Here is a 14,347-nt window from a genome sequence, read left to right on the forward strand (position 1 = left end):
AAGACTTTGCGATCAAGGTAGTCTCCGATCACGAGATCTTGGGCAAGCGCGAGAACATTGATGTATCGCGGAGGCGCGCGGAGCGAATCAGAGGCACTAGGGTGAACCTGCCGAGTTGGCTTCGCGACTTGGGTGACAGCGTGAGTGTCATCGAAGGCCTATTGAAGGACCCGCTGCTGGCATTCATCTTCGGCCCGACTTTTGTTCCGCGCCTCAGCCAGTGGTTCGGGCGACTGCTGGGGGAAGGCCGCATCATCCGGCTAGATAAAGTGCCGGACGAGCGTGTGTTCTCGAGCCTCCCTGCACAAGATTACGTGGACGAAGCTGGGCTGTGGCTGTGGACACGGCTTACAGAGACTAACCTCGACGTTTGGAGCCTTTCCAGCCTGCTGTCTGAGTGGGAGTGGGTCGCCCGCGAAAAGGACCACGGGATTCCACGCAACGTACTGTCCCTGCGCACGATAGATCATGACCGGCTGACTTCGGCATGCCTCGACGCGCTGAATGAGTCCCGCTCATTTACGCAGACGGCGGGATTCGATGCGCACGAATTCGTATCGGAGGCTATCAAGCATCTACGCCAAGGCGACGCTCGGAAGGCCGCAGATCTTTTCGCTGGACTCAGCCAGTTGAGGCCAGCCGACGCCGCGGTATGGAACAACCTCGGCTTCTGCCAGTTGGCGTTTGATCCATCCGCGGCTCTTGCGTCCTTATCGAAGGCCGCAATGTTTAGCATCGGCAACGATCAGATTCGTTTGGCGAACCAAGTATTCGCCCTGCACCTTTTGCGACGGGATTCGGACGCCCTTGAGCTCGCCAAGGCGGCACTCGGCGCGCCAACGGATTCAGATGCCGCCACGATGTGGAGCCCGGGCCATTCTGACATGCCTGAGGTGCTGGTATCCGTTACGGACCTCTCCGCCTATATCCGGGACCTCGAAGAACATATCATTCAACATCGCTGCGCCTGAAGGTCGATCATGAGGCGGCACAAGCAGAATGTGCCGAGCGGTACGCACAGCTCGAAGCCACCGTGTTCCGCTCCGCTAGAAGCGGTATTGGGTGGTTTGTGCCTTCCGGGCTGCAAGACCTTGCTTTGTTCCTGGTTCATCAAGTCAGTATCCGAACTTGCTCCTTTCCGCTGTGAATTCGACGGCATTGGCTACTGGTACGGGAGTTGCTATTCCAGTGCGTAGCGCAGGCGGAGCCCTTGGCCGACGAAGACGTACTGGCCACGCGCCTTGGGGTCGAATGGGTTGCGGAGCATGCGTATCTTCCTGTTGTGGTTCAGAACATCAGTGATGACAAGCAACCGCCATAGCCCGTTGCGTGCGTTCGCTTGGGCAGCAAGCACTTGGGTCTCGCCCAGTTCGAACTGACCACCCTCGCCTTGGCTGGTCTTTACCTCGTAGAGCAACGGGCCCTGACGGGTTGACACTTGGAAGTCGCACCCCAGACCGTCGTCACCCTGACCTGGGAAAACCCTTTCGCGATACTTCGACACCCAGCACTCAGGGCTAAAAGCTTCCTTATGGAGGCGGTTCAGCCATTTATAGGCCAGCCATTCACCGGCAAAACCAATCGCGTCTCGTTGCTGATCGCTTAGCCGAGCTGGGCTGCCGCCGGCGCTGGATGTCTGGTCGCCGGGACCACCCCTACTGCTGGCTTGTTGTGAGACTTCTTTAAGCTGCGTGTAGCGGTTCCGGGCACTGATGACCCCCGGGGTGGCCTCCAAAGAACGTTCGATGGCCTCAAGGAGGGCGTTATGCCCGTTCTCAAGGTCGAACGCTTGATTGTCAATCAAGACAGTGCGCCGGATGCGAGCGTCATCAGCCCGTCGTTTGGCCTCCTCCGTGCGCTGTGCCTTGAGGTTTGAAGCGCTAAGGCCAAGCGACGCGAGGTCCACAGATAGGGGCATATCGGCTGGCCAGAAATCCAAAGCGTTCAACCATCGAAGGAGTTCTTCTCTGTCTAATTTGATGAAATCCAAGGCACCCGCTCGATCGAGGGATTCGAAAGCAGCCTGGAGGGCGGTTTCTGGATCGATCCATGGCCACCGGACGGGCCGACCCCGGACAGTGAGCCATGCTCGCACGGTTTCAGTGAGTCCACTGATCAAGGTGCTGATCATGCGGGAGTTGGCCTCGGCGCACGCTCCCCTGGGAGTGAGCGGACTACCAGTCAAAGGTGGCGCGTCGCCGAGCAAGCGTTGCAGCTCTATCTCTACGCGCTCATCCATCTCTTCTGGGGACAGAAAGTCTCGCGTCCATCCCCATGTCGGGTCTGGGGTGATGGTGGCGGGGTCGCGAAGGACGGTCCAATCCGTTTGCGGGCGGAAGGCTTGGAACCAGTCCCTACGCGACCACCGAATCCTGTCCAGAATCCGATCGTGGTGACTGCGGACGTGGTCGGCGAAGTCCTCCGCCAACTGTTTCGTATAGTCGATCGGGGGGTAACGTCTGCCGAGTGTCCGGAGCGTCGTATTGAGGCGCTCCAGCGGGACGTTAAGCCTCAGCCGCAGTTCGTTGACGGACGAACTATCGAGTGCGATTTTCAAAAGCTCAGCGGAACCGATAGGCAACTGCTTCGCGACCAGGCCGAGCCCGTGACCAATGTCGGATTCCCCAGTTAGCACGGACGATTCGGGGTCAAATGAAGAAGCGGCCTCGTGCCCGGCGAAAAGTGTTACAAACGGGTACAGACGTTCCAGTAACGGGGTCACAGACGCTTCAATGCGTCGAGCCGTCGTGTGCACGTCATCTAGCGAGATCTCGCAGGCGTTCGCAACATCATCGTGGCTGATGTCATCAAGAGGAACTGCTCCGGACTGCATCCGGGTAATAGCTAGACGTAACTCCGTCGCAATCTCCGGTCGACCGATTAGATGCATCAAGGCCTCCGCTAGGGCGTCAAGGGTCGTCCACTCCAAGTGCCGCCCGCTCTTTGCCACTACGAGAGTCGGGAATGTGGCATCCGGGACGGAAAGAACTCCTTGCGATCGGGCAGGCAGAGAACGGGTGTGGTCGCCGATACTGACCTCAATCTTGGTAGCGAACACGAGCCGCACCCGACGCAACGCATCAAGGCCATCTTCGAAGGCACGCTGCCCAAGGTGACTGAAGGAACCGCGCCGGAATTCAAGCAAAGTCGCGACAAGAAGAGGCAACTTCGGCATTACCTCGACGAGGAGCGCGGCGTCGTCGTTAGCAGCCTTTCCATCGAAAAGGAAACCATCGACCAGCACGATTGGAGCAATGTCAGTCGCCCGCCTGACCTGTTCGCCGATTCGCTTTTTCAGGAATGCCGTTACCTGCTCGGCTCCGCTCGTGACAATGAGCACCGGGCGCTTGAAGTCAGCAAGTAGCCTCAGGAGGCTACGCTCGTCGTCAGTTGAAGCCACAACCAGATCGTGCGGCTCCGCGTCCTCCCCCAATGGAGGGATTGTGAGCGCCGTCGTGGTCCCGCCGACCTCGACGACTAACCAAGAGGCCTTGTCATCTGGGAATGGCCGTGGATCGGAAACCGTAATGCAATCGGCCCAGGCACGCTGGTACATGTTGCGAAATTGCGCAACATAGAGGTCTGGCACCTCCTCGGATGCCACCAGTTGGCCTAGGTGGCGTACAAGACGCGGAGCGTCTTCACGGACACCCCAAACCCCGACTCCCAGCTGTCTGAGTCGCCGAATCGCCCGCGAGTCGTCGTCAAGAAGATCTCGCAATCGCTTGGTCACCAAGGTCGCGAAGCGCGGAGGCGTCTCCTCGCCCCGGATAGGAAAGGTCCAACTCTCAGCAGGGGTGGCAAATGCCTCGTGCGTTTCCCCTGGACGCTGGACCATCAGCCACGGCGCCGTCGCCAAAAACGCCTGTAACGGTGTGACGAATGGTCGCGGGTCGCGGTAGCCTGTTCGGTCCCTTTCCCAAGTGGTCAAGAAGACCTCGTCTTCCCACTCCTTCATTCCATGGAGGATCTGACGGCACAAGGCTTGCCGTACTTTGCCGGTCAAATGGTCCCAGTCGGCTTGGCCCGGCAGCCAGAACAGAGAAGTCATCTGCTTGTAGGGCGTTTCTGGATAGAAGGCGTTCGACCTCGTGGGAAGCTGTCCGCTCCATTGCTCAGCGACGCCGGCCGGCATCCCGGGGACATGGCTGAGTGAGCTGGCTACAAGCGAACGACCGTATAGCGTACGGGCTTCCCTGTGTTCGATTAGCGGCAGTACGTCTCCGACACCGATTCGTTTCAGGAAGTCAACCCAGGCTGAAGTGTTGTCCGCGGATCCGGGCAGCTCGGACGGCGTCGCGATGAGTCGGTTTGTGAGCGCGCTCAACTCTATTGAACGATCGGCCGGAGTATTCGCGATAAGTGCCAGTTCCTCGCCACGTGTTCCTGGCCATCCGGCGGAGAACAGCGCCTCGGAAGCCGGGATCCAGCGGCCTCCAAGCGTCGGCACTCGTAGACCGAGATCGGCAAGGTTCATGTTGCTAGGTGCGCTGCGGCTGAGATTAAAGACGAGCCGAATGGCATCGCGGGATACCGCTTTGGAGCGGCTTCCGGCAAGAAGACCGCGGACATGTTCGAGAATGCTGCGGGTGTCGAAACCGCGGATCAGGCGGTTGACCTGGAAGAAGTTGCGGGCCGGGGTCCGCTGACGGTTGACGTACCACGTCAAGCCGCTGTGTAGGTAAAACAGCCGATTCTGAAGCGATTTGGGCAAATCAAGATCAACTTCCGGGTCGAAGTTCTCTTCTTCGTCGACGGGCTGTCGGGCGGCCGGGAAGAACGGGGTCGCCTCCCGCGATGTCACATTGTCGGGGGCGCGACCGCTACTAGCGCAAGGGCGCAGTTCTCCCCCGTCAGTCAGGAGTATTCGGCGGGAGCGAAGCGTACCCGCTTGCCCATCGAACAACAGGGCGATGTCGGCATACGCCTGGTCCCATTCTGCGATCGGGCGCTTCTTCGCCCGCATGTCCTCGAGCATTGCTTCGGTCCAAGTGGCCAGTTGCACACCACTGGGGTCAGGGCTGTGGCCAAGGGCCTCTAGCAGGTCCTTGAGGCGACGAGCACGTCCCGGCTCGAGGTCAGGGAGGAAATCGACCTTGCACACCTTCGTCGCACGGGAGGCCGTCAACACGCTCGTTTCGGGCGACGGCCAGCGCCAAGCTTCATTGAAGGAGATCCAATGGCGAGGGCTCCGTGCCGGAACAAAATGGCGCTCAATAAGGGGCTCCCCTTTGGCTTCGGCCTGGTCCTTTAGGAAAGCGACCCGTTTGGAGTCCCAGCAGACGATATCGAGTACTGACTCCGGCTGGCACTCGGGCCATGCCGTCAGGGCCGCCGCAGCATCCACGCAGAGTTCGGCTGCGGCCGACAGGAGAAGATGATTGAGCGGGTTGGCGTCGTCTATATCTGTGCGTGCGAGATTTGTTGAAAATGGCGCGTTAAGGTGCCCTCCAAAGGGCGACGGCGCTTTCTCACCTAAAGGCAGGTAAGTGAAGAACCGGCCTGTGGCGGCGGCCGGCGCGCCGTAGGGGACTCCGATTGATACTTCGACCCCTGAATTCGACTTCTCCCATCGGGAATCGAGCTGATTGCTCTCCACTGATACGTGAACCGCGGCAGCGAACGCATCGGGCGGCACGGGACTAGTGAAGACCAAGTAGCGCTCATCGCCGCGGAGAGAAACTAGTTCGCACGACGGACCGTCCTGCAGGTCGGGGACGCTTTCTGTTTCCCGTGTGAGCACCACCGTGGTGATGCTTCCCTGGCGCTTCTTCTGGACGGTGATCTGCGCAAGACGGCGCAGGAACAAGAGCACCGGAACGTTAGAGCCCGAAATCTCTTGATCGAGGAGAGCAGCCACCATTTCCCGAGTGTTCTGACGAAGTGGCAAACGAATTACTGAGGCGAAACCTAGACGCCAGAGTTCGCTCACAAAGTCTGGCGTGTGTTCCGACGGCACCGTGATGTTGTAAAGCGACATCTCCTCGAGTACCTGCTGGATGCTGGTCGGATCGTCATCGACCAGCCCGGGGATATCGCCTGGCTGCGCGAAGCGGAAGCAGAACCCTGGCGCGCCGTCCGGCAAGGTGCTATAAATTTCCGGCGCCCCACAAACCTGCAGCACACTCTTGAAGCCGACTCCCTTGTTGCCGATTCCCTGTCCTATCTCCTTGTCGCTCAGACCAAGATTGGCGATCGCCCGGACATTGCTCGTTGTGAACCCTTTGCCAGTATTGGCGGCATAGAGAACACCATGGTCGAGCTCGTCTTCATCCAGAATGAAAGAGAGGCGCCCGTCGGTGCGATCGGGATCCTGCTCGTCGTAGCCGTTCTGAATCAGCTCGAAAAGGAAGCGACCTCCGTATTCGTGGACGGTGTGATCAATCATGCTTTTCACGGATCGGGCGAAGTCTGCCTCTTCCCGCGTCGTTAGATGGGCATGCACCATCCCTTGAGCACGCCTACGCAGCCAAGCATCGGCCGCTTCACGCGATGTCGGCATGTCCGCCGGCGCCTCGATATCCTCCCCGCTCATTAGCGGCCTCCCAGACAAAAGTGTATTTGAGTGCGATGCCCCCTAGATCTTAGTAGGGGTAGCCGTAGCATCCTTCGAAAGTCGGCGTCCTTGCAAGAGCGACACCACTGCGGATGCGATCTGGCGGCCTCAACGGCAAGTCTTTCTCAGGCATGGGAAGGGAGTGGCGCCGCGCAAGTAATGAGCAAAGAGACCTTGTGCCGTGGTGCAGAATGATCCGCAGGTCATGGCAGCCGTCTCGGGACAACGGATCGTCAACCCCGGTGTTACGGCCAAGGCCCAGCGATCGAACAATGCGGTCCGCGGCGACAGGTGAGTGGACCGCCTATTTGCCCGAGGGAAGGCCAGCCTTGCACTGGTCCCGGAGAAAATGCAGCTGGCCACGGGCCATGTTGGGTTTGTCCATAGCGAGAGTCTCCGACCGGTGTCCTGCAGACGGCCAGTTTCCTTGTGCACGCCATGGATCGGGCGCTAACAGGAGTAGACCGCGCCTTTCTTCAGAACTATCCGCGTCTTAAGAGTCGGTTCAACCAAGCGGGTGATGCCGATGGGCCTAGTAGTTCTCCGCAACGTAGGCGTACGCCCGGTCGAAAAGTTCCCCTGAGGCAGGGAGGGCGTAGCGGACCAGTACTTTGCGGATGGCGATGCGGACGGCCTTGTCGCCTTCCTTGGTGTTGTTCCAGCCATCCCAGCGAACCTCTTTGACGATGGCGTCGATGTCGGTTACGACTTTGCCAACAATGACGGGCACCCCCTCGGGTTTATACTCCTCAAAGATCTGGGTGAGAGCACCCACATTTGGGTCGGGCAGCAGGTCGAGGCCAACGGTTCCTGATTCGTCTTCTGCCTTCTCGGCCGCCGCCAAATCTCGGGCCAGATCGAGGAGATCACGGAGGAAGTCTACGGAGTCGTGGGCTTTGGCGAGTTGCCGTTCGCGAAGCCGTTCCAGGCGTTCCGACAGGGTCTTGTAAGCCGGGTGGGAGCCGTTGTCTCCTGCGAGGCGCTTGCGGAGCCGTGTGGCGATGTTGTCTACGACCTCCGCGGCGGTGCTGATTTGTGTTTCCCCACTTCCTGCATCGGGGTCAATCACCCCGGCTTCAATGAGGCGCCTGATCGTGCCCTCGTCGGCGATCACGACGTCGACGCCGGTGTCGCTGATGGTCACCTCTCCGATATGGCCATGAACGAGTTCCAGGGTTTTCGCGCCCAGCCGGTGCCACAGGAGGTCACGCGTATCGTCGGCCGGTGCTACCGAGGCATATACCTTGGAAAGCCATTTGTAGTCATCACGGTGGGCTTCCAGCCGGAGGTCCGGATAAGCAGCTTCCCAAATGCCTTGCAGCATCAAATATTGAGCCCCGAAACGCTCCATCGCCCTGTTGTCGGGGATCCGGTCGTGGGCGGCCTGGAGTGCCTCAAAGCCGCTGGCTGAACGATCGATGCCGGCAAACCGGTCCAGAACGTTCGCGATCTCGATCTCGAACTGCTCGAGGAGCGAGTCAGTTTCGATTTCCTTGCGCGCGTGTTCAGGGTTGGCCGGTGCCATGGCTCGGGCGAAGCCGTCTCCAAGGCCAACGTAGTCAACGATCAGTCCGTAGCGCTTCTCCTGGCCGGTAGCAGGATTCTTCCAATTACGGTTTGTCCGGGTGATGGTCTGGTAGAGCGTGTGCAGCTTCATCGGTTTGTCGAGGTACATGACACCCTCAATGGGCGCGTCAAAGCCTGTGCCGAGCTTGGCGGTAACGACAAGGAACTTCAACGGGTCCCCTAGCTGACGGAAACGGTTGAGCAGCGCCTCTTCCTTATCGTCGGTGAGACGGAACTCCTGCCAGTCAGTGTGATCCTTCGACTGCACAGACATGATCACGGCAGCCTCGTCAGTGCTGGCACCGGCCTTGCCGCGGGCCAGAAGCTGCCGGGTCAATTCCTCGTAGTAGGCGACGCATAGTCCCCGGTCGAATACGACAATCTGGGCCTTCATCCCCAGGGGGTCGATCGTTGAGTAGAAGTGTTCGATGATGTCCGCGCAGACTTTTCGGACGCGATCCGGGTTGGCGAAGAAGGTGCGGCTGCCGGTCGCTTTGGCTGCGACGTACTCCTGTTCTTGCTCTGTCAGGCCTTCCTCGGCAGCCAGCTCGTCGAAGGCCTTGTCGAGCTCAGCTTTGCGGATATGGAAGTCCACTAGCCTCGGTGAAACGTGCATGGGAACGGTGGTGCCATCGGCGATGGACCGGTCCGAGTCGTAGCTGTTCATCACGTGATTTGGATCATCCTGGTCCCCGAAGAGCTCGTACGTGTTGCGGTCCTCATCAGCAATCGGCGTTCCGGTGAACCCGAAGAACCGAGCGTTCGGAAAGGCGGCGCGCAGGAACTTGCCCAGCTGACCTTCCTGAGTGCGGTGCGCCTCGTCGATCAGAACGATGATGTTCTCCCGGGCGTTCAACACGCCGGCGTTCTTGAACTTATGCACTGTTGAGAAGACCAATCCACGACGATCATCAGAGAGAACGCGGCGCAATTCAGGTGCCGTATCGGGTGCTTCCAGCGAGGGCATGCCTGCACGAAGGAACTGGCGGTACATCTGGGTAACCAGTTGGATCCGGTCCGCAATAAGGATGATGGACGGGTTTTTCAGCTTGGGCTCGTTGACCAGCTTCACGGCGGCGAACAGCATCGCCAGAGTCTTGCCCGATCCTTGAGTGTGATGGATGAGGCCTTGCCTCTTCGTACCGTGCAGCGCACGGGCGTGGATGGCGCGGACGGCCTCCACCTGCGGATAGCGCGGCACGATCTTGTGCAGCCGTGGAAGCCCGGAATGCTTGCCCTTCAACTCGAACGCAGTGAAATCGGCAATCACCGAAAGCACGGTGGCGGGGTTCAGGAGCAGCTCAACACTGCGCTTCACCCGAGGCCAACCGGCCGGAAGAATGTCTTCCTCCGTGGAACCCCAGACACCCCAGGATTCGATCTCCTGCCCGACGCCACCGTAATGGAAGTCCTTGCCGTCTGTCGCAACGGAGAACGCGTTAGGGACGAAGAACTCCGGCCAGCCCGGCTCGTAGATTGTGTGGACGTCGTTGGCGGCTTTCAGCCAGGTCACACGGGCATCCAGCCGGGTTTTCGTTTCGATGATGACGAGCGGAAGGCCGTTCACCCACAGCACAAGGTCGAACCTACAGGAATGCCCCGTGGTGCCGAAGGTGACTTCGTCGGAGACAACCAAGACATTGTTGGCAGGGTTGGCGAAGTCGATCAGCTGGACCGGGTCGTAGGCCTCACGGCCCTGGAAGCGGTGTGTTTTCTGCCCGCGCAACCACTCCAGGAAGTGCTGGTTGGACGGAACAAGGCCGTCCTCACGTGCGGAGAGCATTATGCTCCGCAGAGTCGTGAGCAATTCCGAGGTGCGTTCGGGCGCTTCTGCGATGGCGGGATTCAGACGGGCTAGAGCGGCACGCAGGTCGGACTCAAGCAAGACGTCTTCGGTGTGCCGGTCCAACCGATGTCCCGGAATATGCTTCCAGCCTGCGCTGACCAACAAGTCCAGAATCGGTTGCTGGACCGTATTCGATTCATTGAACCCCGCCATGAGCTATACCTCCGCCAACCCGTCATACGTCTCTGGAATTCGATGTGTGCCTGACAACAGGGTAGAAAGTAGTTCCGCTCGCAACGTTCGGAGCGAGTTGGCAGATTCCAGTGAGAATTCCGCAGCAGCATCTGCGCTACTGAGCAGCTCCGCCACTTCAATCTGTCGTGCAAAAGGTGCGGAAGGAACGGCCATGGCCTTGGCCCGCTGAAAGCCAAGGGCCTTAATCGTGACGCCTCTGGCTTGCGCTTCGAACCTTCCAGTTTCGTAGCACCATCGTGCCCATTGATTGGCATACAAGGAAGTGGAGGTGTCTTTCAAACCACGGATACGTAGAACGTGCTTATCGAAGCCGACCGGGCCTTGGACTTCGCCCCTCCAGATGGCGGTTTGCCCAATGGAGCCACCCTCTACAACGAGTACGTCCCCGTCATATAGTCCATATTTCGACTGTTCCTCTGGGCTGAAGTTCATCGACTGAACATCAGAAAGAGACAGCGAGCCGTCGGAGATGTTGGCCGCCCGGATATATGGGATTTCGTTGTCTCCATGAAGTTGTCGAGCCGACTTCTGGCGGCCAAGGGTCACCTCGAATAATTGGCCAGCTGTTGATTCTGGGAACGTATTCATAAGTTCGTCAAAAATCATGCGCCTCAAGGTCGCAGCCGCACTCTTTATCGAAGCCGTCTCAATATCAGCGCTATCGATCGCATCGTCTACGGCTCCGATGAGGTCAACGATGCGGAGTTGCTCACGCACGCGAGGTAAACGCACAGGTATCTGCGCCAGTTCTCTCAGGGATAGGGATACGTTTGCTGTTCCCTTCATCCTCGGAACGATCAGGTCATCCTTGTAATGCTGAAGGTATATGTGGAGGAACCGAGTGCTGCATACCGCCGGATTCCGCACTTCGCAGGCTGTCACGATGTTTGCTACGGCAAACCTTCCGCTCGCGTAGTGCACGCGCTTCAGGGAAGCGTGACCATGTCCGGTTGACGAAACCATCGGGACACAAACCGCTTCGCCTTCGAACTCGTAATCCGCTGAGGAGAGCGGTTCTGGACCAGTAACGATAAGAGGATAGTCTCCCGGGAGGGTTTTTTGCGTTGGGGAAGACCCCTTAGTAAGCGTACAGAGTTGCCCCAGCAGAACCGTTTCCCAAGTGTCAGATCTCAAAACCGGCCGCCTTCAGCTTGTCGGCCAGAGAAGTTTCGGCCATCGAGCGCCGTTCGCGGCTTTCCTGGTAGGCAAGGAGCGCCTCCTCGACATTCGCTTCAGCTACCTTTTCACTTTGGAGGTATCGGCCGATGTTCAGGTCGAAACCGTTACATTCGATTTCATCCAGTGCGACACGACGTAAGATCAGGCCACCCTCGCCGTCGGCGTCTTCGCCGAGCTTGTATGCCGCGTCGATGACCTCGATGTCCTCTTCGGACATGGTGTTTTGGTTCTTGCCTGTTACGAAACGCTTGGACGCGTCGATGAACAGAACTTTGTTCTGGCGTTCGGCCGACTTCTGTTTCCGGAAGATGAGCAGACAGACGGGGATAGATGTCGAGTAGAAGAGATTGTTCGGTAGCCCGATGACCGATTCGAGCAGGTCCTTGCGGATGAGGCACTCACGGATGGCACCTTCTTTGCCGCCACGGAATAGGACGCCGTGCGGCATGACTACACCAACACGGCCGGTATCCTCCTTCATGGAAGCGACCATGTGTTGGATCCACGCGAAGTCGCCGTTCTTTGCTGGCGGTACATCGCAGATAACCCGGCCGTAAGGGTCATTAGCCCAGCCCTCGGCGCCCCAGTTCTGCAGGGAAAAGGGTGGGTTGGCGATGACTACGTCGAATTTCTGCAGGCCGTCTCCCTCGAGGAGTTTTGGTTCGCGGAACGTATCTCCACGGACGACTTTGAACTCCTTGAGCCCGTGAAGGTATAGGTTCATCTTCGCGATGGCGCTGGTGGTGAGGTTGATTTCCTGGCCGTGCAGGCGCAGCGTTCTGGGGTCACCACTGTGTTCCCTGACAGCAGCGGCTGTCTCTACGAGCATGCCTCCGGATCCGCAAGCAGGGTCAGCGATGGTGTCGCCCGGCTTTGGGTCCAGAATCTTCACCAGAAGGTGTACCACGTGACGAGGGGTAAAGAACTCGCCGGCCTTCTTACCGGATGCTTCAGCGAACTCTCTGAGCAGGTATTCATAGGCGGATCCGAGCATGTCACCGTTGACACTGTCAGGGTCCAGCCGGACAGAGTGGAACGAGTTCAGGAGCGCGGCAAGGGCGGATTGTGGAAGCCGCTCCTGGTTTGCCCACTGCACGTCACCGAAGACACCTGCGAGTGTGTCAGGGTTTGCCTGTTGGATCCGCTGCAGAGCGTTGTCCAGCTTGGCGCCCGTCTGTCTTGCGGTCTCAATGACATCAGACCAGTGACACCCATCCGGGATGACGAAGGTGTGGTAATCCGACTCAATCTCGTCAGTCAGCGCGTCACCGAAATCCTCCGTTGCTTGGGCGCGCTCGTGGTCCCAGCTATCGCTGATCCACTTGAAGAACATGACCGGAAATACGTAGGCCTTGAAGTCCCCCGGATCAACCGGGCCGCGCAGCGCATTGGCCGCGGCCCACAGCGTTGATTCGAGCTGCCTTTGTGAGAGGTGTCCTGGCTCAGTTGTCGAGAGTGTCAACGATCATCCATTCATATAAGAGTCCAACAAGAGTGCCGGGCACTCTTGGAAACCTTATCCGGTGTCTCTACCTCACGCTGGAGCAGCAACGAGTTTCGGGATAGCTGGGGAAACAGGGAGGGATTCCTTCGATTCGCGGCAACCGTCAATGTCATCAGCGACCGCCGCCCTGTTCCTGCCGTGCCTTAGGACAGTCAATTTCGGCATGGTTACACGAGTGGATGGTGCCTAATCGGAGATCAGCTAGTAGAAATGACTCGGGTCTGTTGTTCGTCTCAGAGCCACGGGGACAGGAGAAGTAGCTATGGGCACGGAGCATGTCGATGAAGCCAGCCACGGCGGGTCAACCGCGAGCGGCGCTGACGGGGAGGAATACTCCCTTTGGAACAGAGCCTGGGCCAGAAGGCCTCAGTCCCCAGAAGAACTCTGGGCAGAGATCGGCTTCCTGAGTTTTTCCCTTGGGATTGAAACCAAGTTCGTCTGGCGTGGATTGCCGAGCACAGATTTTGAAGTCAAGTCGTCGCTGGCACGCCGACTGATCGAACAGGGAATTGAGCCAACAGAGGCGAATCTCCGCTTCAACGAGGTGAGAGCGATCAAGGCCGCCCGAGAGTGGGGCCTTGGCCATTCTCAGTATGGATATGCTTCGGACCTCCACCTGTTGGCCCTCATGCAACACCACGGAATTCCAACGAGGCTAGTTGACGTCACATATAACCCATTAACGGCTCTCTGGTTCGCCTGCGCAGACCCACGCCTCATGGACAAACCAGGCGTGCTTGTGAGCATGGCGGTAAGCGCCATCCCTGTTATCGAAACCGTCCCGATCCTGCCGAAAGAAGCAACATGGGGATCCGTAGGGGATCCCCTCGGCTTCGATTACTCGCAGGCTCTCGGGAACTCAGCCTCCAACCGGCTGCCCTTTCTGGTTCAACCGATCGTCCGAGATCCTCGGATGACTGCCCAGGAGGGGCTGTTCATAACTGCCTCTGTGCCTGAACAATCGGATGCGACTCCCCTTTGGGGGTTCCCCTATGAAGCAGACTGGACCTTGCTCAGCTGGGTTCGAGAAATGAAAGACCTCGACATGGGTATCCACGGTGACCGTTGGCCATCATTCGGGACATTGGGTCTGATCATCGAGCCCGAGGTTAAGCGGAAGATCCTGCCTATCCTGGAGAACAGCTTCAATAGGTCTCACCGGACGATGTACCCCGATCTGTCAGGATTCGGAACCCATAAGTTCGGTTACTCGGAGGCCAAGTAAGCGTCGTCTTGCAGGTTCAGGAGACCCTGACGTCAACGCCCACGACCTTCCTTGGATACGGCGTCGCGTGCCACAGACAGACTCTCATCGACACCGGTTCCGGTCCTTCTCGTTGCCCTTTTAGCCCGAAGGGTGTTGCCGGGCGATGCCGTCGAACGGCTCATGCTTTCATCCATGGAGATTGACCTGACCCGTTCAGAGCCCGGAGGGCGTGGTTAGCCACGTCAAGGCGTCCGGGAACAACGGGGAAGAGGCCATGGAAACGGCCAGCGCATT

At 58.7% G+C, this 14,347-nt stretch carries 6 protein-coding genes; 2 read left to right on the top strand and 4 right to left on the bottom strand.

Annotated elements, in window-relative coordinates:
• Positions 1 to 140: 140 nt before the first annotated feature.
• On the top strand, positions 141 to 971 hold the full coding sequence (locus BLP88_RS11855) for a hypothetical protein (protein WP_139163376.1): 831 nt from the start codon (positions 141 to 143) through the stop codon (positions 969 to 971).
• 209 nt (positions 972 to 1,180) lie between these two features.
• On the opposite strand, the gene BLP88_RS11860 is transcribed toward BLP88_RS11855, so the two are convergent.
• The 4 genes from BLP88_RS11860 to BLP88_RS11875 form a co-directional block, all read right to left on the bottom strand.
• Positions 1,181 to 6,535, bottom strand: a complete 5,355-nt coding sequence (locus BLP88_RS11860) for a sacsin N-terminal ATP-binding-like domain-containing protein (RefSeq protein WP_074589448.1) — start codon at positions 6,533 to 6,535, stop codon at positions 1,181 to 1,183.
• 553 nt (positions 6,536 to 7,088) lie between these two features.
• The gene (locus BLP88_RS11865; RefSeq protein WP_074589450.1) at positions 7,089 to 10,121 is read right to left on the bottom strand and encodes a type I restriction endonuclease subunit R; all 3,033 of its coding nucleotides are present in this window, start codon (positions 10,119 to 10,121) and stop codon (positions 7,089 to 7,091) included.
• Between the two features lie 3 nt (positions 10,122 to 10,124).
• Entirely contained in the window at positions 10,125 to 11,297 is a 1,173-nt protein-coding gene (locus BLP88_RS11870; protein ID WP_074589451.1) for a restriction endonuclease subunit S, read from the bottom strand.
• Complete coding sequence (locus BLP88_RS11875; protein WP_074589453.1) at positions 11,287 to 12,804, bottom strand: type I restriction-modification system subunit M; 1,518 nt, start codon at positions 12,802 to 12,804, stop codon at positions 11,287 to 11,289. The genes BLP88_RS11870 and BLP88_RS11875 overlap by 11 nt, the downstream gene beginning before the upstream one ends.
• A 304-nt stretch (positions 12,805 to 13,108) precedes the next feature.
• Here BLP88_RS11875 and BLP88_RS11880 point away from each other — a divergent pair, with 304 nt between their 5' ends.
• Positions 13,109 to 14,071, top strand: a complete 963-nt coding sequence (locus tag BLP88_RS11880) for an FRG domain-containing protein (RefSeq protein WP_074589454.1) — start codon at positions 13,109 to 13,111, stop codon at positions 14,069 to 14,071.
• Positions 14,072 to 14,347: the final 276 nt, after the last annotated feature.

Source organism: Arthrobacter cupressi, from assembly GCF_900099975.1.
In the GTDB taxonomy this organism is placed as follows: Bacteria; Actinomycetota; Actinomycetes; order Actinomycetales; family Micrococcaceae; genus Arthrobacter; species Arthrobacter cupressi.

Coding starts and splice junctions, on each gene's coding strand:
- BLP88_RS11865 (WP_074589450.1), bottom strand. CDS start 10,121: ATGGCGGGGTTCAATGAATCGAATACGGTCCAGCAACCGATTCTGGAC.
- BLP88_RS11860 (WP_074589448.1), bottom strand. CDS start 6,535: ATGAGCGGGGAGGATATCGAGGCGCCGGCGGACATGCCGACATCGCGT.
- BLP88_RS11880 (WP_074589454.1), top strand. CDS start 13,109: ATGGGCACGGAGCATGTCGATGAAGCCAGCCACGGCGGGTCAACCGCG.